This window comes from Streptococcus sp. Marseille-Q3604 (assembly GCF_916619785.1).
In the GTDB taxonomy this organism is placed as follows: domain Bacteria; phylum Bacillota; class Bacilli; order Lactobacillales; family Streptococcaceae; genus Streptococcus.
Genome location: NZ_CAKAKM010000002.1, coordinates 393,459 through 417,731 on the forward strand (window position 1 = coordinate 393,459; position 24,273 = coordinate 417,731).

Genomic DNA, 24,273 nt, shown 5'->3' on the forward strand with positions numbered 1-24,273 from the left:
TTCATTACATTAAAAACACTTCAAAAGATAGATAAGATAAATCTACTTTCGAAGTGTTTTTTATTCATATTAATCAATAATGCTAGTCAAGGTTCTATATTAAGAATTAATCATCTTCATTGTAAGGATCAAAATCTACCATCCAAAATTTTAACTCCCTGATCATCTTTTTTCGACCTCTAAAACATTCTCCAGCTAGCAGACGGTCTAACTTAGTAGCATCTTCCGAAGACAACTGATTACGGAAAGCATTAAGCTGCTCATCATAAACAAGCCTATCTACCGCATCTAACTCTTTATTCGGAAGACAAAAAGCAATATCTGAAATTTCGATATAACATTGTCTATTAGCTTGTCGTTTTACAGACTCCTGTCTTCTAACCTCATCATTCAACCTATTCCTAAACTTAGTTTTGAAATAACGTCGAAGCTTATCATCATCAGACGCTAACTCAGGAAACTTTTTTAAAAGCTGATAAAGTGTCATCATTGCTTCCTGCTCCATATCAGCTTGGTCCCAAAGTTGGATGAAATATTGTCTACTAGCCTTAAGTACAATCGGCCTTACAACTTCATATGCGTGAACAAAAACTTCTTGTTCCATTAAACCTCCTATTAATAGATATAATTTTTGTAATTAAATTAATTACAAAACCTATTATAAGAGATAGATAAGAAATAAAATAGCGACATATATGTCACTATAAAAATGATAGGCTCTATAATTTCTGAAGTGGATAAAAACCACTGTAGAGATTATAGAGCTTTTTGAGTATACACAAAAAACCCATAAGAACTATAATGAAAAGCGACCAAACCATCATTAGGAAGAACTTATAAGACTTATTAAGAATACCACAGAATTAATCGGAAATAAAGAGTAAAATATTAAGGTTTCCCTTGTTTTTGAAACTGTCACTCATTTCCAGATTTAAACAAAACTAGATTACCCTATACCACTATATCCTCTCTAGATATTAGCTTTTCGCCACTCACTACAGTTGACAAACAGATCAGTCAAAACCACCCGTGAGAATGATATGATACCTCTTAAGTAGACAAGGTAAATACCTAAAATCTACTTAAGAGGTATTTTTATGTCTAGAAGAGAAAGGTTCACCCCATACGAGAAAGAACAAGCTTGTCTCGATTATATTAATGGTAATCGTTCCAAATCTGAGATATGTAACTGTCTCCATATTTCCACAAGGACGATTCAAGATTGGGCTGCCATCTATAAAAAATATGGGATTTTAGGATTCACAAAGAAAACAAAAAACCGTTCCTATTCAAAAGAATTTAAAATGGAACTTGTAGAAAAATGTATTAGTGGTGAGGCTTCATCTATTGATTTAGGTCATCAGTATGATATTTCTTCAGGACTTTTAAGAAAGTGGATTAGGATGTATAATGCCAATATAGAACTTAAGGATTACAATCCAAAACGGGAGGTCTATATGGCAAAAACAAGACGTAAAACCACTATTGATGAACGCAAAGAGATTGTCAACTATTGTATTGAACACAATCGCAATTATAAGGAAACGGCGTCACTTTATGATGTTTCTTATAGCCAAGTGTATTCGTGGGTGAAAAAGTATGATAGTGATGGTGAAGAAGGTTTAGTTGACAAAAGGGGTCATCACAAACTAGATGATGAGGTTGATGAATTAGAACGTTTACGAAGAGAAAATGTGCGCTTAAAACGTCAGTTAGAAGAAAAGGATATGGCTGTTGAACTCTTAAAAAAAGTGAAAGAATTCGGAAGGATGTGAGGCTAGGCAAACAGCGCCACGAATCAAAATACTTAGCGATCGAAGACTTCAACACCAATAAAGGGTGGAGCATTAGCTGGATGTGTCATCAGCTCGGCATTACGAGGTCTGCATTTTATAAATGGAAACATAGAATAGTTCCAGAACAAGAACAATTAAACAGCGAAATTGCGGAATTAATTAAAGAATATGACGAACGTTTCTCGCATATCTTGGGATATCGAAGAATGACAGAATGGATCAATCATTTCAATCATACGAATTACTCGAGAAAGAGAATTCACCGAATTATGAAAACACTCGATATTCACGCCATTATCCGTAAGAAAAAGAAAAAATACAAGACTGCTAAGCCTGAAGAGACTGTAGAAAATAAGTTAGCAAGAAACTTCTATACAACTGCTCCGAACAAAAAATGGGTAACAGATGTTACAGAGTTTAAGATTCCTAACTCTCATAAGAAACTCTATCTTAGTGCCATACTTGATTTATATGACCGTTATCCTATTGCTTTTGTCATAAGTGGTCGAAATGACAATCGGCTAGTCTTCAAAACATTTAACAAAGCTATTGAAAAAAATCCCACAGCTAAGCCTATATTTCACAGCGATAGAGGGTTTCAATATACCAATAAGAACTTTCAAAAAAAGCTGAAAGATACTGATATGGTTCAATCCATGTCAAGAGTAGGCCATTGTATTGATAACGGACCAATAGAAGGTTTTTGGGGAATTATAAAATCGGAAATGTATCAGATGTATGAGATTTCAGATGAGGCCTCCCTCCGATATGCCATCAAAGACTATATCCGATTTTACTGTCAAGAGAGTCCACAAAGTAGGTATGACTGTAAAACGCCTCTAGAAGTAAGAAACGTTGCCTTATCATCAGAACATCCTTTGTCATACCCAATCGCTAAGAATAACAAAATTGAAAAGTACAAGTCTAAGTGGTCTGCATAAAAAAACAGCCGTACATTTATTTTGTACGACTGACCTTCAAAAACAGACACTTTTTAGATATTTAACCTGTCTACTTGACAGGGGGCATATCAGAACGGGTGGCTTGCTCTTCGGCTAAAAGCTTTTCGAAACCACTAGCTGTGCTAGTGGTTTTCGTAAAACAAAAAAAGCTAGACCTAGGTCTAGCAATGAGAATTATACTCCGCCAGTAGGACTCGAACCTACGACATCATGATTAACAGTCATGCGCTACTACCAACTGAGCTATGGCGGATAAACGCTAAGCGACTACCGTATCTAACAGGGGGCAACCCCCAACTACATCAGGCGTACTAGGGCTTAACTTCTGTGTTCGGCATGGGAACAGGTGTATCTCCTAGGCTATCGTCACTTAACTCTGAGTATTCTCAACTCAAAATTGAATATCTATACTGTATCAAGAAACCAAATCGTTGTCAATATGTCTCAGTTACTTTCTTTGGATAAGTCCTCGAGCTATTAGTATTAGTCCGCTACATGTGTCACCACACTTCCACTTCTAACCTATCAACCTGATCATCTCTCAGGGCTCTTACTGATATAAAATCATGGGAAATCTCATCTTGAGGTGGGCTTCACACTTAGATGCTTTCAGCGTTTATCCCTTCCCTACATAGCTACCCAGCGATGCTCTTGGCAGAACAACTGGTACACCAGCGGTAAGTCCACTCTGGTCCTCTCGTACTAGGAGCAGATCCTCTCAAATTTCCTACGCCCGCGACGGATAGGGACCGAACTGTCTCACGACGTTCTGAACCCAGCTCGCGTGCCGCTTTAATGGGCGAACAGCCCAACCCTTGGGACCGACTACAGCCCCAGGATGCGACGAGCCGACATCGAGGTGCCAAACCTCCCCGTCGATGTGAACTCTTGGGGGAGATAAGCCTGTTATCCCCAGGGTAGCTTTTATCCGTTGAGCGATGGCCCTTCCATGCGGAACCACCGGATCACTAAGCCCGACTTTCGTCCCTGCTCGAGTTGTAGCTCTCGCAGTCAAGCTCCCTTATACCTTTACACTCTGCGAATGATTTCCAACCATTCTGAGGGAACCTTTGGGCGCCTCCGTTACCTTTTAGGAGGCGACCGCCCCAGTCAAACTGCCCGTCAGACACTGTCTCCGATAGGGATAACCTATCTGGGTTAGAGTAGCCATAACACAAGGGTAGTATCCCAACAACGCCTCACTCGAAACTGGCGTCCCGAGGTCATAGGCTCCTACCTATCCTGTACATGTGGTACAGATACTCAATATCAAACTGCAGTAAAGCTCCATGGGGTCTTTCCGTCCTGTCGCGGGTAACCTGCATCTTCACAGGTACTAAAATTTCACCGAGTCTCTCGTTGAGACAGTGCCCAAATCATTACGCCTTTCGTGCGGGTCGGAACTTACCCGACAAGGAATTTCGCTACCTTAGGACCGTTATAGTTACGGCCGCCGTTTACTGGGGCTTCAATTCATACCTTCGCTTACGCTAAGCACTCCTCTTAACCTTCCAGCACCGGGCAGGCGTCACCCCCTATACATCATCTTACGATTTAGCAGAGAGCTGTGTTTTTGATAAACAGTTGCTTGGGCCTATTCACTGCGGCTGACCATAAGTCAGCGCCCCTTCTCCCGAAGTTACGGGGCCATTTTGCCGAGTTCCTTAACGAGAGTTCTCTCGCTCACCTGAGGCTACTCGCCTCGACTACCTGTGTCGGTTTGCGGTACGGGTAGAGTATAATTAACGCTAGAAGCTTTTCTTGGCAGTGTGACATCACTAACTTCGCTACTAAACTTCGCTACCCATCACAGCTCAATGTTATAGATATAAGCATTTGACTCATATCACACCTCACTGCTTGGCCAGATACTTCCAATCGTCTGGTTTAGTTAGCCTACTGCGTCCCTCCATCACTATATACTCTAGTACAGGAATATCAACCTGTTGTCCATCGGATACACCTTTCGGTCTCTCCTTAGGTCCCGACTAACCCAGGGCGGACGAGCCTTCCCCTGGAAACCTTAGTCTTACGGTGGACAGGATTCTCACCTGTCTTTCGCTACTCATACCGGCATTCTCACTTCTATGCGCTCCAGCACTCCTCACGGTACACCTTCTTCGCACATAGAACGCTCTCCTACCATACCTATAAAGGTATCCACAGCTTCGGTAATATGTTTTAGCCCCGGTACATTTTCGGCGCAGGGTCACTCGACTAGTGAGCTATTACGCACTCTTTGAATGAATAGCTGCTTCTAAGCTAACATCCTAGTTGTCTGTGCAACCCCACATCCTTTTCCACTTAACATATATTTTGGGACCTTAGCTGGTGGTCTGGGCTGTTTCCCTTTCGACTACGGATCTTAGCACTCGCAGTCTGACTGCCGATTATATCTCGTTGGCATTCGGAGTTTATCTGAGATTGGTAATCCGGGATGGACCCCTCACCCAAACAGTGCTCTACCTCCAAGAGACTTAACATCGACGCTAGCCCTAAAGCTATTTCGGAGAGAACCAGCTATCTCCAAGTTCGTTTGGAATTTCTCCGCTACCCACAAGTCATCCAAGCACTTTTCAACGTGCCCTGGTTCGGTCCTCCAGTGAGTTTTACCTCACCTTCAACCTGCTCATGGGTAGGTCACATGGTTTCGGGTCTACGACATGATACTAATGCGCCCTATTAAGACTCGGTTTCCCTACGGCTCCGTCTCTTCAACTTAACCTCGCATCATATCGTAACTCGCCGGTTCATTCTACAAAAGGCACGCTCTCACCCATTAACGGGCTCGAACTTGTTGTAGGCACACGGTTTCAGGTTCTATTTCACTCCCCTCCCGGGGTGCTTTTCACCTTTCCCTCACGGTACTGGTTCACTATCGGTCACTAGAGAGTATTTAGGGTTGGGAGATGGTCCTCCCAGATTCCGACGAGATTTCTCGTGTCTCGCCGTACTCAGGATACTGCTAGGTATAAAGACTATTTCGAATACGAGGCTATTACTCTCTTTGGCCTACCTTCCCAGGTAGTTCTTCTATACTCTTTAAGTCCACGTTGCAGTCCTACAACCCCGAAGAGTAAACTCTTCGGTTTGCCCTCTTGCCGTTTCGCTCGCCGCTACTAAGGCAATCGCTTTTGCTTTCTCTTCCTGCAGCTACTTAGATGTTTCAGTTCACTGCGTCTTCCTCTACATTACCTTAACAGTAATGAGTGACAGGCATTACCTGCCGGGTTCCCCCATTCGGACATCTCTGGATCATTGCTCACTTACAGCTCCCCAAAGCATTTCGTCGTTAGTCACGTCCTTCATCGGCTTCTAGTGCCAAGGCATCCACCGTGCGCCCTTATTAACTTAACCTTATTTTGGTCTTTCGACCTAACTCATTAAATATTCACAGCGTTTCGGTTTATTTTCTTGTTACTATCTATATGTAATTAATTACATATGGAATTTGATATAGATATTCAATTTTCAATGGACAATACTTGAATCTTTCGATTCAATGGAGCCTAGCGGGATCGAACCGCTGACCTCCTGCGTGCAAAGCAGGCGCTCTCCCAGCTGAGCTAAGGCCCCACAAGACCTCTCAAAACTAAATAAGAAACTCAAGTACATTCCGTTTTTCCTTAGAAAGGAGGTGATCCAGCCGCACCTTCCGATACGGCTACCTTGTTACGACTTCACCCCAATCATCTATCCCACCTTAGGCGGCTGGCTCCAAAAGGTTACCTCACCGACTTCGGGTGTTACAAACTCTCGTGGTGTGACGGGCGGTGTGTACAAGGCCCGGGAACGTATTCACCGCGGCGTGCTGATCCGCGATTACTAGCGATTCCGACTTCATGTAGGCGAGTTGCAGCCTACAATCCGAACTGAGATTGGCTTTAAGAGATTAGCTTGCCGTCACCGACTCGCAACTCGTTGTACCAACCATTGTAGCACGTGTGTAGCCCAGGTCATAAGGGGCATGATGATTTGACGTCATCCCCACCTTCCTCCGGTTTATTACCGGCAGTCTCGCTAGAGTGCCCAACTGAATGATGGCAACTAACAATAGGGGTTGCGCTCGTTGCGGGACTTAACCCAACATCTCACGACACGAGCTGACGACAACCATGCACCACCTGTCACCGATGTACCGAAGTAACTTTCTATCTCTAGAAATAGCATCGGGATGTCAAGACCTGGTAAGGTTCTTCGCGTTGCTTCGAATTAAACCACATGCTCCACCGCTTGTGCGGGCCCCCGTCAATTCCTTTGAGTTTCAACCTTGCGGTCGTACTCCCCAGGCGGAGTGCTTAATGCGTTAGCTGCGGCACTGAATCCCGGAAAGGATCCAACACCTAGCACTCATCGTTTACGGCGTGGACTACCAGGGTATCTAATCCTGTTCGCTCCCCACGCTTTCGAGCCTCAGCGTCAGTTACAGACCAGAGAGCCGCTTTCGCCACCGGTGTTCCTCCATATATCTACGCATTTCACCGCTACACATGGAATTCCACTCTCCCCTTCTGCACTCAAGTTTGACAGTTTCCAAAGCGAACTATGGTTGAGCCACAGCCTTTAACTTCAGACTTATCAAACCGCCTGCGCTCGCTTTACGCCCAATAAATCCGGACAACGCTCGGGACCTACGTATTACCGCGGCTGCTGGCACGTAGTTAGCCGTCCCTTTCTGGTAAGCTACCGTCACAGTGTGAACTTTCCACTCTCACACTCGTTCTTGACTTACAACAGAGCTTTACGATCCGAAAACCTTCTTCACTCACGCGGCGTTGCTCGGTCAGGGTTGCCCCCATTGCCGAAGATTCCCTACTGCTGCCTCCCGTAGGAGTCTGGGCCGTGTCTCAGTCCCAGTGTGGCCGATCACCCTCTCAGGTCGGCTATGTATCGTCGCCTAGGTGAGCCGTTACCTCACCTACTAGCTAATACAACGCAGGTCCATCTTGTAGTGGAGCAATTGCCCCTTTCAAATAAATGACATGTGTCATCCATTGTTATGCGGTATTAGCTATCGTTTCCAATAGTTATCCCCCGCTACAAGGCAGGTTACCTACGCGTTACTCACCCGTTCGCAACTCATCCAAGAAGAGCAAGCTCCTCTCTTCAGCGTTCTACTTGCATGTATTAGGCACGCCGCCAGCGTTCGTCCTGAGCCAGGATCAAACTCTCATTAAAATCTTTAATAATTGTTCGAGCGTTAACTCATTACCGTCGTCTGACGATTTATTCTTGTAAATTGACAGGTTATAATTCTTCTATCATAACCCTGCACTTGGTTTCTTATTCAGTTCTCAAAGGTCTTTGTCTCTGTTAAGACAACTCCTATATTCTAGCAAATCTAGAATAACTTGTCAACACTTTTTCGAAGTTTTTTACTTCTCGTGTTCGCCGCCCCTTCCGAAGCAGCTTATTTATAATATCATCTCTGACTTATCTTGTCAATAACTTTTTTAAAGTTTTGGAACCTTTTCAAGTTTGTGGCAAGTCTGTTAAGACAACTTTTATATCTTAACACCCAATTTAGTGATTGTCAATAGGGTTTTAGTAAATCTATTGACCTTTTTTAGATTGAACTTTTTTGAATCCTTGATACAATACCCATCCAACAACTACGCCAAGGGCATTCTGGCAGAAATTAGGAATTACTTCTGCGATTGAAGCTCCTGTTCCATACATAAATACCGAAGCAAGTGCATAGCCACCCACCATCACAACTGCTGCAATCAGAAGGCCCAGGATACGATAGTTCCCTTTAAAGCCAGCAAAATAACCTTGTGCACCATGAATTAATAAACTGATAAACATCCATTGCGGAGCAGATGATAGCAAATCTATCAAAAATGCAGATAGTCCTCCCACAATTGCCCCTTCTTTCTTCCCAAAATAAAAGGCTGTGAAGTAGATTCCTGCATCTACCAAAGTTAAAAGTCCTGTTGGAGTCGGAATTTTAGCTACGAATCCAAAGGTCACTGATAAAGCCGTTAAGATAGCTAATAATGTTAGCTCTTTTGTTTTCTTATTTTGCATATTGAACTACTCCAAATTCATTTGATTGTTTAATTGATTCATAAACAAAGGCTTTAGCATTTGCTACAGCTTCTGTTTCTGAACATCCTTTAACTAATTCACTAGCTATACTTGAAGCAAATGTACATCCTGCACCGGTATTGTTTTTATCCAACACAACTTCCTCAAACAATTTGTAATCTGCTCCATCATAAAAGACATCTATCGCTTTATTACCATCCAAGCGGTTTCCACCTTTGACAACGACAGTCTTAGCTCCTAATTCATTGAGATAGCTAGCCGCATGCTTCATATCATCAAGAGTCTTGACCTTTCTATCTATAAGCAGTTCGACTTCAGGTAAGTTCGGAGTGATAACCGTGATATAAGGGAAAAATTTAACCAATTCATCACGTAGTTGAGAAACTTCAACGTCATGAGTCTCCTTACATACTAAAACGGGATCCAAGACAATTGGAATATCAGAATGATTTTTAACAAAATCCAACGTTAATTCTGCAATCTCAACGTTAGGCAACAAACCAATTTTAATTGCTGAGAAGGGGACATATTTTAGTGAATCAAGTTGTTGTTTAAAAACATTAGCATCAACCGGAATGACCTCAAAACCATTCTCAGTCATAGCTGTTAGACAGGTAAGGGCCACAAATCCATGCTGTTTGTTTGTGGTAAATGTCGCTAAATCTGCATGAAGTCCACCACCACTAAAAATATCATTCCCCGAAATCGCTAAAATCAATTCATCACTCATATCTTATCTCCTTTAAATACAAACCATTACCAGCTGTCGTTGGTCCTGCAAGATTACGGTCACGACTTTCCAACACTGTCTTCACTTGTGAAACAGGCATGCGGCCATTGCCAATCTTTAACAAGGTACCCACCATATTTCTAACTTGCTTATAGAGAAAACCATTACCAGAAAAAGTAAAGATATAAAATCCAGTTTTCTCATCGATAGATACACTAGCTTGTGTAATTGTGCGTACTTTATTTTCTACAGAAGTTCCTGAAGCTGTGAAGCCTGTAAAATCATGTGTACCAACCAAATCCTTAGCAGCCTCCTGCATAGGAGCTAAACTCAAAGGATAAGGATAGTGGGTGGCATAATTACGCATCATGGGGTTCTTAGGTCTCCCTGCATCTACTAGAAACTCATAAGTTTTACTATGTTTGTTGTATCGTGCATGGAATTCCTCCGATACAAGTTCGATACTAACAACATCAATATCATCTGGACATTGCGTATCTAAACCAAAACGTAACTTCTCTGGATCCCGCTCCTGAGGCAAATCGAAGTGGATAACTTGTCCATAGGCATGAACACCTGCATCTGTACGACCCGCTCCATGAACGGTGACAGGTGTACCGCTATTTAACCGTAAGAGAGTCTTTTCAAGTTCTTCTTGAATGGAACGTGCATTTGGTTGTCTTTGAAAACCTGAGAAAAGTGTACCATCATAGGAAATTGTCGCTTTGTATCTAACCATAGAATTATCATATCAGATTTTTTTAAGGATAAAAAGTAGGTCAATCGCCAACTGACCCCATACAGTTTTTGGCGTAAAGAAAAAGACGCATCAAGCGTCCTTCCTTTATAAATCTTCTAAGGCATCCTTTACTTTATTGAAGAAACCTTTTTTCTGTGGTGCGATTTTTTCATCACCACTTGCTTTGGCGAATGCAAGGAGAGCTTCTTTTTGAGCATCATTTAGCTTCGTAGGAGTTACAATCTTAACTGTAACGTGTTGGTCTCCTTGTGAACCTCCTCGAAGACGTGGAGCACCCTTTCCTTTTAGACGGAAAGTTTTGCCTGTTTGAGTTCCTGCTGGGATGGTCATCTCAACATTTCCGTGAACCGTTGGTACTTCGACAGTGTCACCAAGGGCTGCTTGGACAAAGGAAATATTAAGTGTATAGTAAATTGTTGATCCATCACGCGTAAATTTATCGCTTGGATTAACATTGATGATTACAAAGAGGTCTCCATAAGGACCACCATTGAAACCAGCTTCACCTTGACCAGCAAGACGGATTTGTTGACCTGTTTCAACACCTGCTGGAATCTTGACAGATACTTTGTGGCTTTGTTTTTCATGTCCTGTTCCATGACAAGTTTGACATGGCTCTTTAATTTCTTGACCTGTTCCATGACAGACATCACAGGTTACTTGACGACGCATCATACCAAGTGGTGTTTGCGTATCAACATTGATAACCCCTTGACCATGACAGCGACCACAAGTTACAGGGCTTGTTCCAGGTTTTGCACCAGATCCTGAACATGTCTTACATGTCGCTTCACGATTATAGTGCACTTCTTTTTCGGCACCAAAAATCGCCTCTTCGAAGCTTAGGTTGACACGGTACTGAAGATCATCACCTTGACGTGGAGCATTTGGGTTACGAGTAGCACCACCACCAAAGAAGCTAGAGAAGATATCCTCAAAACCACCAAAACCTGCACCACCATCGAAGCCACCAAAGCCTCCTTGACCACCAAAACCATTCGCACCATCTGGTCCGTATTGGTCATAGGCTGCACGTTTTTGGTCGTCACTTAAAGTTTCGTAGGCCTCTTGGACCTCTTTATATTTTTCTTCCGCACCTGGTTCTTTATTAATGTCTGGGTGGTATTTTTTAGACATCTTACGATAGGCACGTTTGATTTCATCTTGAGAGGCATCCTTAGATACCCCAAGACGATCGTAATATTCGGTATTGTTCATACAAGATACTAAGAGCGAACAGAAAGCGACTGAAATTTAGGAAACCGACAAGAAATCCTGATTTCTTAGGAGGTTTATCTAATTTCCAAGCTTTCCGCTCGTGTTCAATTTCTCGAACACTCTTTGTTCCTTTCTATAATTTTTATGTAAATCTTTAGAGGGTGTTTTCTATACTTCGCTTCACTTGATCAAACTCTTCATCTGATAGAGTAAATAACAAATCCTCTTCAGAGTACTCGTTTTTTTCTTTAAAATAGTTGCCCGTATTTTCTGCCAACCCTAGACTTAGAATCACTTTCCTTGCAAACTCTTGATGTGCGAATCCTATAGCCGTAATGATCTGTTTATCTTGCACAACCACTTTCGGTTGGAAATTCTCACGAGGAAGAAATTCAAAATAGTCAAAGAAGTTTTGCCAAATTCCACCTGTAAATTTCGCGTCCTTCAACAAGCCTGCTTTGGCTAATAAAAGGGAGGCTGAAGAAATGGCTGCAATTAAGACATCTTGCTCACCAAGCTCCCTCAAAAACGATATCAATTTTTCATCCTGTAGAGCAGGTCCAATATTAACCATTCCTGGCAAAATCACACAAGAATACTCTTCTATACGGATTTGATCCAATGTTTTGGTCGGTTGACAGGGTAAGCCATCCTCAGATATAACTATCGAATGTTCTGAAGCCACATAATCAATTGTTACGTCAAAAGACAGGGCTAAAGTACTTGTTAAAGTGGTTATCTCATAAAGAGAAAAATTAGGATAAATGATACAAAGTACTTTTTTCATACGCAACATCCTCTATTTTACCGAAAAACAGAGGCTGGGTTGCAACCTCTGGATTTCTTTTTATCATTACGACGTTCAAAAACAAAGTCGATTATACTTTGTTTTTGAACTAGTGGGGCGTTTAGGCAAGTCGCCATAGCGATTGCCGTAGAATGACAATCACTTTAGTAATTAGTCATTCTTAACTACCTCGCTCTCCTGATTTTCAAGCTCGGGATAAAATAGTCCAGTGGACTATTTTATTTTTCCGTAAACTCTCCGTCTACAACGTCGTCGCCTGAATTATCTGCTGTTTGTGCACCTTCTGCTCCTGCTTGAGCTTGTTGTGCTGCTGCAGCTTGTTCGTAAAGTTTAACTGCAAGAGCTTGAGCTTTTTCGTTAAGAGCTTCCAATTTAGCCTTCATGTCATCAAGATTGCCTGATTCTTGAGCTTTCTTAAGGTCATCAAGGGCTGATTGAGCAGCATCACGTTCTGTGTCGAAGCCTTTACCTTCTGTTTCTTTGATTGTCTTTTCAGTTGCAAAGATAGCTTGGTCAACTTCGTTACGAAGATCTACTTCTTCTTTACGTTTTGCATCTGCTTCAGCATTTGCTTCAGCGTCTTTCATCATCTTTTCAATTTCTTCATCTGTCAAACCAGAGTTAGATTGGATAACAATTGTTTGTTCCTTTTGAGTTCCAAGGTCTTTAGCTTTAACAGATACGATACCGTTCTTATCAATATCGAAAGTAACTTCGATTTGTGGGATACCACGAGGTGCAGCTGGGATATCAGTCAATTGGAAACGTCCAAGAGTCTTGTTATCTGCTGCCATTGGGCGTTCCCCTTGAAGAACGTGGATATCAACGGCTGGTTGGTTGTCTGCTGCAGTTGAGAAGACTTGTGACTTAGATGTTGGAATTGTAGTGTTGCGGTCAATAAGTTTTGTGAAGACTCCACCCATTGTTTCAATACCAAGTGACAATGGAGTTACATCAAGAAGGACAACATCTTTGACATCACCAGTGATAACACCACCTTGGATAGCAGCACCCATGGCAACTACTTCATCAGGGTTAACTGATTTGTTTGGTTCTTTACCGGTTTCAGCTTTAACAGCTTCTACAACGGCAGGGATACGAGTTGAACCACCGACAAGGATAACTTCGTCAATATCTGACAAGCTCAAACCTGCATCTGAAAGGGCTTGACGAACTGGAGTTTTCGTACGTTCTACAAGATCACGAGTCAAATCATCGAATTTCGCACGAGTCAATGTCATTTCCAAGTGAAGAGGTCCAGCCTCACCAGCAGTGATGAATGGCAAGCTGATTTGTGTTGAAGTAACACCAGAAAGGTCTTTCTTAGCTTTTTCAGCTGCGTCTTTCAAACGTTGAAGAGCCATCTTGTCTGTTGACAAGTCGATTCCATTTTCTTTCTTGAATTCTTCAACCATGTGGTCGATGATTTTTTGGTCGAAGTCATCACCACCGAGTTTGTTATCCCCTGCAGTTGCCAATACATCAAAGACACCGTCACCAAGTTCAAGGATAGAGACGTCGAATGTACCACCACCAAGGTCGAATACCAAGATTTTTTCTTCTTTATCAGTCTTATCCAAACCATAAGCAAGGGCTGCTGCTGTTGGTTCGTTGACGATACGTTCTACTTCAAGACCAGCAATTTTACCAGCGTCTTTAGTTGCTTGACGTTGAGCATCGTTGAAATAAGCAGGAACTGTAATAACAGCTTTGGTTACTTTTTCACCAAGGTAATCTTCAGCATAACCTTTCAAGTATTGAAGAATCATTGCTGAAATTTCTTGTGGTGTGTATTCTTTACCGTTTGCAGAAACTTTTTCAGAAGTACCCATCTTAGATTTGATAGAGATGATTGTATCTGGGTTTGTTACTGCTTGACGTTTTGCAGCGTCACCAACGATGATTTCACCATTTTTGAATGACACAACAGATGGAGTTGTGCGGTTACCTTCTGGGTTTGCGATAATTTTTGATTCAGTTCCTTCAAGAACTGCTACTGCTGAGTTTGTTGTACCTAAGTCAATACCAATGATTTTAGACATATGTTTTTCCCCTTTTTACTTAATTTCTATTTTGCTTTTTTATCTTTCATTCATAGTTTTCTGTCATTTCGGACAAGTTTTCAATTAATTATATACAACTACCATAGCTGGGCGTAAGACGCGTTCGTGGAGTTTATACCCTTTTTGGAAAACTTGTGCAATCGTATCTGCTGGATGTTCATCATCTGCAGGCATTGTTTGAATAGCCATGTGGAAGTTATGATCGAAATCACCATCTGCTGGAATTTCTTCAATCCCTTCCTCTTTAAGAGCATGCACTAAACTTTCTTGCACCATTTCCAAACCTTTTTTGACATCATCAGTCAAGCCCTCAACGGCAAGAGCGCGTTCAAGGTTATCAAGTGATGGCAAAATTGCTTTTGCCAAATCTTGGCTACGATACTTTTGCAATTGTTGACGTTCTTCATTAGAACGGCGCTGAATGTTTTGCATTTCTGCATGGGCACGAAGGTATTTGTTTTCAAATTCTTCGGCACGCGCTTGGGCTTCTTCAAGTTCAGAAGGTTCGCTTACTTCCTCTACAACTTCTTCAGTTGTCCCCGTAGCTTCCTCTTCTTTCACTTCTTCTTTTTTAATATCTTCAGTCAAGGCATACACCTCTTTCTATACTTTTTAAATGTTATATCTTAGCTAACTTCATAATGGTTACTATTGAGGTAACGGTAATAATCCGTCAACTTCATAACCAAAACTCTACTAATAACATTGACCAAACTAACCATGCGACGATAATCCATTTCAACTGGGCCAATCACATGCATGAGCGCCATCCCACGATAAGGAATCAGGAATTTATGACTCATAACTGTGACATTTGCAAGCGCTTCTTCAGTTGATTCTGCAACCGAAATCTTGGTCACTTCATCATCGGAGATAGCTGATCGAAGCTCAAGTGCCACATGTTGTGGATTGTCCAAAAATTGATAGGTTTTTAAGTCGGCATAGGTCAGTGATGCAACCTTACCTTCGATGAAAATCAATTCCTTAAAAAGTTGTGAAAAGATATAATCAAACAAATCTAGAACATTATCTGTTATCTTGAAATACTTTTGCACAATCTGAGGAATCTCAGTTCTCAATCGGTAATGGATATCTAAGACAGTGTTTCCCAAAAAACGTTCTTGAACAAGCTTATGAAGAATTTCCAAATCACTAGACAAGAAATTCTTTGGAATAGCAAACTGAACTGTCACAGGCTTAGATTCATCTAGAGTAAGAACCGCTAAAGCGTCGTGATTGGATAGATGAACAATGTCAAATCCAGTCAGACGTTGTCGTGTCGGTTCCACATCTTGAATCACTGCTGTGCATCCTGTCATTTCTGCCAGCAGCTTTGCCGCTGCATCCAAGATATCTTCAAGTTTAAAAGCTTCAAAGTCAAAAGCTTTAACCACTTGATAAACATCTTGTTCATCAATCGTATCAAGATTCAAAGAATTAGCGACAAAATACTGGAAACCTGCTCGGCTTGGCATACGCCCACTAGAAGTATGAGCTTTTTCAAGATAGCCCATTTTTTCTAGCTTGGCCATGTCATTACGAATAGTCGCTGAACTCGAATCAATTGATTCTTGTAATGCTTTAGAACCAACCGGTTCATGTGTACGAGTGAACATCTCAACTATCAAATTCAAAATAGTGTTTTGCCTTTGCGTAATCACGATGTCACCTCATTTCTATTCGTTAGCACTCTAATGCATCGACTGCTAACTTATGATTCTATTATACACCTAAACTTGAACATGTCAACCCAAAAAACCAAGTCAAAACCACCCGTGAGAACGGGTGGCTTGCTCTTCGGCTGAAAGCCTCTGCTACCGGCCGAGGCCTAAAGGCCTACCGAATGGTTTCCCTTCAGCACCACCTTTGCTAGCTGACCCGTCTAGCGGGTCTCTTTAAGATTACTTTCTTTTATTCTTCTCACCTGTAAACGGATCATACTCCTCAAACAGACTAAGCTGATCTGCTACCACGTCTTCTTGTAATTGATTACGAATATATTCTTCAATTCGCTTCTGATTTCGCCCAACCGTATCAACATAAAAGCCTCGACACCAAAATTTGCGATTCCCATATTTATACTTTAAATTTGCGTGTCGATCAAATATCATTAAGCTACTTTTGCCCTTTAAATATCCCATAAATGAAGAAATACTTAGTTTCGGTGGTATACTCACTAACATGTGAATATGATCTGGGCAAGCTTCTGCTTCATGAATTTCAACACCTTTTCTTTCACATAATAATCGTAAGATTTGACCAATACTTGCTTTGTATTTCCCATAGATTATCTGACGTCTATATTTTGGGGCGAAAACAATATGATACTTACAATTCCATGTAGTATGTGCTAAACTATTATTATCCTGTCTCATCAGGGGTCCTCCTTTAGTATATTAGTTAGTGGTCGGGAAACCTTATCTAATATAACACTTTAGGGGGACTTTTTTTGATACATCGCTAAAAGCTTTTCGGAACCACTAGCACAGCTAGTGGTTTTCGTAAGACAAAAATTAGCACTCTTTTTGAGAGAGTGCTAAAAATACATCTCAAGACCTAGAGAAGCAAAAAAGAGCACCTCCGAGGTGCTCTAATCTTATCGATCATATTTTGACAAATGATAGGTCTCAATAATAGATATGAGGTGTTTGGCGTAATCTGGATCACTGCTAAAACCCGCAGCTTGTAGTTTTTCTGCCGCAACTTTATAACTAGTCGTTCCTGCCACCTCTTTATAGGTTGACTCGCCCCACGTTCCTTGACGAAGTTCTTCTAAATAAGTCATCATAGAACTTGACCAATCCTTAAAAACTGCAAAATCCACCTTTTGGTATTGCCATTTCCCTTTACTGTAGATACTATCCTTTAAACGAATACGTTCTTGACCCGGCTGAGCTGCCAGACTGTAGATGTTATGGTATTTAACAGATAAAAGACTGCTACCATAATTCGACTCATATGCAGCTTGACTAAGGAGAATAGACGCAGGCACACCATAGTTTTTGGACATCTTTTGAGCTGTTGGAGCTAAGGTCTCAATAAACTCTTGCTGCGTGTAAGCAACCTTTACCGAACGAGCATTATCATCTGTAGAGACATGAAGAATCAAAGGTAAGACAATACCTAAAGCGAAAACAGCAACTAAGGTTATGAAGGCTTTTAGTTTAAAACGTCGTCTCACTTAGCTTTCTCCTTTAATAATGCCAAATATTCCTCCAAAGTAAGATTATGTTCAGTCATATACTCTGCTGACTCTTTACCAACATAGCGGAAATGCCAATCCTCGTAACCTACACCTGTTGACGATGTTTTACCATCTGGAAAACGAAGAACAAAGCCATATTTCGGCGCTAACTCTTTAACTTTAGCTACTGTATCTGGATCTGCTTCATTTAAGCTATCTACAGTACTCATATCAATCGCAAGACCCGTCTGGTGTTCACTCGCTCCTGGTGGTTGTGAATAGGTTTGAACCTTTTTCTCCGCCTGAGACTCCGTCAAACTTGGGTCAGCAGCCATTTCCTGCTGAACATAACTGTTATAAAGTTCTGTCTGATAAGCAACACTACGATAACCTGATATCAAGTGGTAACTTGGATCAATTTCTTGAGCAGCTGCTAAAAACTCCTTAACATTCTTAGCAATTCTCGCATCTACAGAAACACCATCGACATCAGCAATCTCAGGATTAAGTTCTTTAGACTTATTATCTCGATTTACCAAAAGCAATTGCCAGTCTTTAGGCGATACATCAGGTAGTCCCTTTGCATCCTTGCTTCGAGTCGCATCGGTAGCTTGTTTACTACTTTTTGTTATTGACGATCCACCGGTTTGTTGGACTGTACGACTGACACCAAATACTGAATAAAGTCCTGCTACAACTAAAAGAACTGCAATCAAGACACTACTGATAACCAAAAACCAGTTGGTCTGCTTTTTCGCCTGACGGCGACTTGGATAGTTATTTTTTACCATTTTCTTTTTCTATTATCTCTCGCCCAACCTGACGATAAGTCATATCGCCAAGTGCTTCTAATGTAAATTTACCATTTTCATAAGCAACAACAGTAACCGAACCGTTGTCCAATGAAGGATGCTCGACAGAAGGATCAATTAACCAAGCAAAGGTTGCAATGGTCATACCGTGACTAACAACGATAGCATTACCACCAGACCTCTCAAGATCCTCAGCAATAGCTGTAAACCCTTCTATAATACGTTTTCTGAGCACTTCCCAAGGCTCTGCCCAACCAGCCGTATCCACATCAAGGATACCTTGTGCAAGCTCAGGATAAGTTACCTCATGCAAATCCTTACCTTGAAAAGCATCTGTTCTCGGTAGCACACCGTAGAAAAGTTCACCGTCATAGCCACCATCTAAACTACCAAAACACCACTCACGAATACGTTTGTCACGTTTATAAGGAATAGTTTCTAAACCCGTCTCACGTAAAATGATATCCATAGTTTGAATCGTTCGACCTGAATCACTAGAATATGCAGCCTTGAAAGGGATACCTGCTGCTTTCAGACCTACCCCCAATTCACGAATACCTTCTTCACCGAACGGGGTCAAAGGGCTATCAGACCAACCTTGTGCACGACCAATGGTGTTAAACATCGTTTTGCCGTGTCTAGCAATATACAACTTAACCTTACTCATAGCGCCCCTTCTTTCCGTCATTTTTGAATTCATTATAGCACAAATCCCCTCGACTATCTAGCCAGCGAGACCATCAGAAAATGCCTTACCAATTGGCAAAGCATTTATCATCCGCTTAGTTTTTAAAGCTGTGAACAGGAGCCGGGATTTGACCACCACGCGCAATGAAATCAGCCGATGAAGCCTTGTTTACTTTCATTACTGGTGCATAACCAAGAAGACCTCCAAGTTCCAACATGTCACCTTCCTTACCATAAGGAATGATACGAACAGCTGTTGTTTTCTGGTTAATGACACCGATAGCTGCTTCATCAGCAATCATGGCCGCGATTGTTGTATCTGGCGTATCAGCAGGAATAGCAATCATGTCTAGACCAACAGAACAGATAGCTGTCATGGCTTCCAATTTTTCAAGGTTGATATGACCAGATTGAACCGCAGCAATCATACCTTCATCTTCAGAAACTGGAATAAAGGCACCTGACAAACCACCAACTTGGTTACATGCCATGATACCACCTTTTTTAACTTGGTCGTTAAGAAGAGCTAGAGCTGCAGTAGTACCATGCGTACCAACAACTTCAAGACCCATCGCTTCAAGTACACGGGCTACTGAATCACCAACTGCTGGTGTTGGCGCAAGAGACAAATCTACAATACCAAACTCGACACCAAGACGTTCGCTGGCCATTTGACCAACTAACTGACCAACACGTGTGATTTTGAAGGCGGTCTTCTTAACTGTTTCAGCTAGAACATCAAAACTTTCGCCTGGAACTTTCTCAACTGCACGTTGCACAACACCTGGACCTGAAACCCCAACATTGATTACAACATCAGCCTCACCAACACCGTGGAAGGCACCTGCCATAAATGGATTATCTTCAACCGCATTAGCAAAGACCACCAATTTACCTGGGCCCATTGGATCTGCCTCAGAAGCCTCTTTGATGATACGTCCCATGTCACGTACTGCTGTCATGTTAATACCGGTCTTTGTTGAACCAATGTTGACAGACGAACAGACAAAATCAGTATCTGCAAGCGCACGTGGAATAGAATTAATAAGAATCTCATCACCTTTTTGGTAACCCTTTTGAACGAGCGCAGAGAAACCACCAATAAAGTTAACGCCGATTTCCTTAGCTGCTCGGTCAAGCGCCTTCGCAAAAGGTACATAGTCTGTAGCATCTGTTGCCGCACCGATGATTGAAATCGGAGTAACAGATACACGTTTATTAACAATCGGAATACCTAGTTCAGCCGCAATCTCGTCGCCAACAGTTACCAAATCCTTAGCCTTAGATACAATCTTGTTATATACTTTTTCCGCTGCCTTATCGATATCTGAATCGATACAGTCTAGGAGTGAGATTCCCATGGTAATGGTACGAACATCAAAATTCTGTTCCTCAATCATGGCAATGGTTTCTGTAACCTGTTTAATATCCATTTTAAACTACTCCTATCTTACAAGTTGTGCATCGCATCAAAGATCGCTGAGCTTTGGATGTTAATTTTGACGTTCAATGATTCACCAAAAGCTTCTAATTCAGCACGTAGGTGTGTAAAATCTTTCTTATCTTCCGATGATACAACCGCCATCATGGTAAAGAATTCATCAAGGACTGTTTGAGTGATATCATCAATATTCAAACCAAGTTCTGCGATCTTAGTCGCAACACCCGCAACAATACCTGCCTTGTCCTTACCTACAACTGTAATAATTGCTTTCATGAGAAGCCTCCATCATTTTATTTTGTATAATTTTAGCATATTTTGATTAAAAATGCTATTTTTTATGAAAAATGCCTCTTTTTTCTTGAAAAAGACGAATGTTTCAGCAACATTTAATCATTATTGTTTATAAAAACATCCTCTCTTTGACCCAACTACCTGTGGATAAACTTGTTCACAACCTAAATAATTTCCTTCTTTTAAAACCTTGAAAAATCAATATTCAACACAGTTAACAGACTTATCCACACCTGTGGATAAGTCTGTTGGTAACTTGTCGATAAACAAAAAATACCGCCAAATTTAGGCGATATCTTAGCTTTATTTCCATTTTAAATTAACATGGGCATTCATTTCTTTATAGGCAGTATCGATACGTTCTTTGGTCTCTTCATCTAGTTTATTTCTATATTTACCACCTTTAATGAAATCCTCTAAAATATAAGTTTGGTAAGTATACAAAGGATACCCCTCTGGTGAAGTTGTTCCTTTAGGCGTACGGTTAACCCAAGTCGGATGTGCTTGAGCTGTCTTAATCGTGGTTTGACCATTCTTTTTCTCAAGGGTCACATCCATTAAGACACCTCTCTCTGTCCACTCTGCACTATCCACACCATCCATAGTCTCTATGCGCTGGTTAGAGATAAAATTCCCCATTGAGTAAATAATAAGTTTTTGCTGCCCATCCTTTTTAACCACCTCTGAAGGCTCAACCACATGGGGGTGACCTCCAAAGATAATATCGGCACCCCAATCAATCATCTTATGATAGAGTTTAACCTGTTCATCTGTCGGTTCCAAACGATACTCAACACCCATCTGAGGCATGATAACCGTGATATCTGCTTCTTTTTCCGCACGCTGAATCTCAGCTTTCATACGTTTTTCATCCAAATTCGATAAGTGGTCTGCAACCTCTTTATCCGTTAAGTTCGACTCTAGGCCATTGTAACCATAAGCATAGGAAAGTATTGCAACCTTGATACCATTAACATTCTTGATGAGGAGTGGTGCCTTATCACGCACCGGCTTTTCATAAACACCAACAGGATCAATTCCTACTTTTTTAAAAGCATCAGCTGTTGTAAAAGCTCCCTCTAAACCAGAATCCAAGATATGATTATGAGCCAAATCCATAACATCATAGCCAGCATCCTTAATAGCTGCGGTCACTGATTGAGGAGCATTAAACAGAGGATAGCCTGACAAAGGATAATCAGGATTGATAGTTCCCTCAAAATCACCCAAAACCAAATCAGCCTGCTTTAACCACGGCTTCACATAAGTAAAATTCTCCGTGAAATCATAGCTACCATCTGCCTGCAGGGCACTCATATAGAGACCGTCGTGATAGAGCAAGTCCCCATTAGCCATGATACGTGCTGTCTGTACCTGGTTCGAGGCATTCTTTTGCTGTTCGTTCTTACTATGAACAATTAAAATCTCAAGAAAAAGCAAACCTAAGACAAGAGCAATTAACCCCATCAAAATCTTATTAGTCATCGCATTGTCACGCTTTTTAGCCTGGCTCTGTTTCATAATACTCTCCTTTTTCATACTTCTAGTGTACCAAAAAAACTTATCCATTGATGATAAAAAAGATTAATAAACGGTTACATCTCAATTCCACGACGATTGAAAAGGTCAGTTTTCTTAGACAAGATAAAAACTCTACTTCATACTGAAGTAGAGTTCTGTTAATGATTAACGTGTTGGTGTGTATTCCAAATCTTTACCATGTTTAGCTACAAAATCAGACATTTCAGAATCTGGAATTTGACGCAAGTAGAGATTGGCACGAATCGTTTCATCTTCCTCACGACAAGTAGAAAGAACGAGGTATTTATCTGAAGCACTAACCTTCAAATCCTTGTTTTTAACACTTGCTTGATCATAGATAATATCCAACTGTTGTTTAAAGTCTTTATCGCTTTCAAATGATGTACGATAGAAAGCTGTGTCTTCAGGCACAATTACCATAGCAAGCGCTTCATAATAATACTTACGTTGAGGCGTCTCAATAACAACATATTTGTGTTTGTCAAAGAATGACTGATCACTATAGTAGTTAACATCGTTGAACATACGACTATCAGCAACCTTACTTCCTCGAGCATGACCGAAGAGCCAAGTCAAACGATCGCTAAAATCTTTCTTATTGTCTGTATCCATGAAGACCGTTCCCAAATATGGAACGTTTCCTCCATCAAATGTTTTATCTAAGTAGGTTGAATTGTCCGTTGTTTGAACAACTGGCTCATCCAATTTAGTCCCTGGTGCATAGACATAAGCTATAGTATCAGGGTTTGTCGCCTCAAGACCATCAAATTTATTTTTGAGGTAGGCTTTCTCCTCATCTGAAACTTTATAAGTGTTTGCTTTTTTAGTCGTTAAAACACTCTTAACACCATTAGAGGATGATGCTGTTGGTGACATAAACTGGAAGCCAAGGAAGATAGCCAAAGCAGCAATGACTAAGGCCGAAATCCCAGCAATCAGTTTTTTGCGAGATCCAGTAGATTTACGATTATGATTACTCATGAAATGTCAAATCCTTTTCTTTATCCATAGAAAAATATCACCGAAGCCCTAGCCCCAGTGATATTCTTTTTAGCAATAGCAGTTAATTATTTAACAGCTGCTGTGTTTGGAAGAGCTTTAGCGTCAGCTTTTGCTGCTGCTGGAGCTTTTTGTTCTGCAGCTTTAACAGCTTTAGCTTCTTCTTTAGCGTCTTTGTTAGCGTTAGCTTTATCAGTAACTACAAATTCGTCTTTGATGATGTTTCCGTTAGCATCACGTTTTGGTTCGATGTGTTCACCAGCATCTTCAAATTTTTGTTTAGTTGAATCTGCATCAACGTTGTTAAGACCATCTTTAGCAGCTTGAGTAAGACCATCAGTCTCGTTTGAGAAGAAGTCTTTACCAGTTACTTCTGTTTTGTTATCAAGGTTTCCTGTGTGAACGTTACCTTCGTTGTTAGCGAATGCAGGAGCTGCTGCGGCGAATACTGCAAGAACTGCAGCTGATGTAAGCAATACTTTTTTCATAATTGTTTCTCCTCTAATGGATTATTATATATTTAGTATCAGGACCTCCCTGACATCTATAGATTATAACACTATTTAGAGATATGTCAACAATTTTTAAAAACTTTTTTAAATTTTTAATATATCCTACAATTCCTACAAACAAAGGGGGTTTGAGGTGTGTTACCAAATAGTAATAATTAATCATTTTTAATTTTAATGTTATTTTAGGTAATTTATTATGTCCTCTGCTAAGTTTAAATACAAATACAAATCATATATAAAAGCATAATTTGTAAAATATACATTCATTATTATGTGCAGTTTTTTGACTAAAAATCAAAAGATATTTAATAGACGTATAAAAGCCTTTACTGATAATATGTTTGAAGTATATAACAATATTATCTTTCAAATAAATGTATTCATGCACTTTTAGCGTTTTTGTATGACAACTAC

20 protein-coding genes, 2 tRNA genes and 3 rRNA genes are annotated in these 24,273 nt (G+C 40.9%); 2 read left to right on the forward strand and 23 right to left on the reverse strand.

All coding sequences use genetic code 11. The features are described from left to right. Nucleotides 1–106 precede the first annotated feature (106 nt). Nucleotides 107–604, reverse strand: coding sequence for a sigma factor (locus LG375_RS06200; protein WP_060972338.1), 498 nt, complete (start codon nt 602–604; stop codon nt 107–109). A gap of 493 nt (nt 605–1,097) precedes the next feature. Here LG375_RS06200 and LG375_RS06205 point away from each other — a divergent pair, with 493 nt between their 5' ends. Together LG375_RS06205 and LG375_RS06210 are read left to right on the forward strand one after the other, a co-directional pair. After that, nucleotides 1,098–1,775, forward strand: coding sequence for a helix-turn-helix domain-containing protein (locus LG375_RS06205; protein ID WP_049545350.1), 678 nt, complete (start codon nt 1,098–1,100; stop codon nt 1,773–1,775). After that, nucleotides 1,772–2,737 (forward strand): IS3 family transposase, encoded by a 966-nt coding sequence (locus LG375_RS06210; protein WP_225745497.1) that lies wholly within the window; start codon nt 1,772–1,774, stop codon nt 2,735–2,737. Before LG375_RS06205 ends, LG375_RS06210 begins: the two co-directional genes overlap by 4 nt. Before the next feature lie 200 nt (nt 2,738–2,937). Here LG375_RS06210 and LG375_RS06215 read toward each other — a convergent pair. The 22 genes from LG375_RS06215 to LG375_RS06320 all read right to left on the reverse strand — a co-directional run bounded on the left by LG375_RS06215 (nt 2,938) and on the right by LG375_RS06320 (nt 23,835). Further along, nucleotides 2,938–3,011 (reverse strand) — tRNA-Asn (locus LG375_RS06215). A 5-nt stretch (nt 3,012–3,016) separates the two neighbouring features. After that, nucleotides 3,017–3,132, reverse strand: a 5S ribosomal RNA gene (rrf, locus tag LG375_RS06220). Nucleotides 3,133–3,215: 83 nt separating this feature from the next. Continuing rightward, a 23S ribosomal RNA gene (locus LG375_RS06225) occupies nt 3,216–6,115 on the reverse strand. A 146-nt stretch (nt 6,116–6,261) separates the two neighbouring features. Continuing rightward, a tRNA-Ala gene (locus LG375_RS06230) sits at nt 6,262–6,334 on the reverse strand. 54 nt (nt 6,335–6,388) lie between these two features. Further along, a 16S ribosomal RNA gene (locus tag LG375_RS06235) occupies nt 6,389–7,936 on the reverse strand. The 16S, 23S and 5S rRNA genes sit together here with 2 tRNA genes alongside, the layout of an rRNA operon. 375 nt (nt 7,937–8,311) lie before the next feature. Continuing rightward, complete coding sequence (locus LG375_RS06240; protein WP_195436063.1) at nt 8,312–8,788, reverse strand: ECF transporter S component; 477 nt, start codon at nt 8,786–8,788, stop codon at nt 8,312–8,314. Then, entirely contained in the window at nt 8,778–9,539 is a 762-nt protein-coding gene (locus LG375_RS06245) for a bifunctional hydroxymethylpyrimidine kinase/phosphomethylpyrimidine kinase (protein WP_175063580.1), read from the reverse strand. Before LG375_RS06245 ends, LG375_RS06240 begins: the two co-directional genes overlap by 11 nt. Beyond that, nucleotides 9,532–10,278: a tRNA pseudouridine(38-40) synthase TruA gene (gene truA, locus LG375_RS06250; RefSeq protein WP_175063579.1), complete on the reverse strand. Its 747-nt coding sequence runs from the start codon at nt 10,276–10,278 to the stop codon at nt 9,532–9,534. Before truA ends, LG375_RS06245 begins: the two co-directional genes overlap by 8 nt. 105 nt (nt 10,279–10,383) lie before the next feature. Beyond that, complete coding sequence (gene dnaJ / locus LG375_RS06255) at nt 10,384–11,517, reverse strand: molecular chaperone DnaJ (protein ID WP_002886399.1); 1,134 nt, start codon at nt 11,515–11,517, stop codon at nt 10,384–10,386. Nucleotides 11,518–11,671: 154 nt separating this feature from the next. Beyond that, nucleotides 11,672–12,304, reverse strand: coding sequence for a DJ-1/PfpI family protein (locus LG375_RS06260; RefSeq protein WP_175063578.1), 633 nt, complete (start codon nt 12,302–12,304; stop codon nt 11,672–11,674). 239 nt (nt 12,305–12,543) lie between these two features. Beyond that, complete coding sequence (dnaK, locus tag LG375_RS06265; protein WP_002886397.1) at nt 12,544–14,367, reverse strand: molecular chaperone DnaK; 1,824 nt, start codon at nt 14,365–14,367, stop codon at nt 12,544–12,546. Nucleotides 14,368–14,451: 84 nt separating this feature from the next. Beyond that, a complete protein-coding gene (gene grpE, locus LG375_RS06270; protein WP_064525640.1) occupies nt 14,452–14,976 on the reverse strand; it encodes a nucleotide exchange factor GrpE in 525 nt (174 codons plus the stop codon). A gap of 38 nt (nt 14,977–15,014) precedes the next feature. Then, complete coding sequence (hrcA, locus tag LG375_RS06275) at nt 15,015–16,049, reverse strand: heat-inducible transcriptional repressor HrcA (protein ID WP_110981016.1); 1,035 nt, start codon at nt 16,047–16,049, stop codon at nt 15,015–15,017. Between the two features lie 240 nt (nt 16,050–16,289). After that, nucleotides 16,290–16,763: an IS200/IS605 family transposase gene (tnpA, locus tag LG375_RS06280; protein ID WP_013990678.1), complete on the reverse strand. Its 474-nt coding sequence runs from the start codon at nt 16,761–16,763 to the stop codon at nt 16,290–16,292. 221 nt (nt 16,764–16,984) lie between these two features. Further along, complete coding sequence (locus LG375_RS06285; protein WP_107372466.1) at nt 16,985–17,569, reverse strand: glycoside hydrolase family 73 protein; 585 nt, start codon at nt 17,567–17,569, stop codon at nt 16,985–16,987. Next, nucleotides 17,566–18,363: a M15 family metallopeptidase gene (locus LG375_RS06290; protein ID WP_107372465.1), complete on the reverse strand. Its 798-nt coding sequence runs from the start codon at nt 18,361–18,363 to the stop codon at nt 17,566–17,568. Before LG375_RS06290 ends, LG375_RS06285 begins: the two co-directional genes overlap by 4 nt. After that, a complete protein-coding gene (locus tag LG375_RS06295) occupies nt 18,350–19,051 on the reverse strand; it encodes a histidine phosphatase family protein (RefSeq protein WP_107372464.1) in 702 nt (233 codons plus the stop codon). The genes LG375_RS06290 and LG375_RS06295 overlap by 14 nt, the downstream gene beginning before the upstream one ends. 115 nt (nt 19,052–19,166) lie before the next feature. Next, a complete protein-coding gene (locus LG375_RS06300; protein ID WP_107372463.1) occupies nt 19,167–20,504 on the reverse strand; it encodes a PFL family protein in 1,338 nt (445 codons plus the stop codon). 17 nt (nt 20,505–20,521) lie between these two features. Further along, entirely contained in the window at nt 20,522–20,788 is a 267-nt protein-coding gene (locus LG375_RS06305) for an ACT domain-containing protein (protein WP_107372462.1), read from the reverse strand. A 321-nt stretch (nt 20,789–21,109) separates the two neighbouring features. Next, nucleotides 21,110–22,327, reverse strand: a complete 1,218-nt coding sequence (locus tag LG375_RS06310) for a CapA family protein (RefSeq protein ID WP_060973120.1) — start codon at nt 22,325–22,327, stop codon at nt 21,110–21,112. Between the two features lie 165 nt (nt 22,328–22,492). Then, nucleotides 22,493–23,329, reverse strand: a complete 837-nt coding sequence (srtB, locus tag LG375_RS06315; protein WP_014633795.1) for a class B sortase, LPKTxAVK-specific — start codon at nt 23,327–23,329, stop codon at nt 22,493–22,495. A gap of 86 nt (nt 23,330–23,415) precedes the next feature. After that, the gene (locus LG375_RS06320; protein ID WP_049545169.1) at nt 23,416–23,835 is read right to left on the reverse strand and encodes an LPKTxAVK-anchored surface protein; all 420 of its coding nucleotides are present in this window, start codon (nt 23,833–23,835) and stop codon (nt 23,416–23,418) included. Nucleotides 23,836–24,273: the final 438 nt, after the last annotated feature.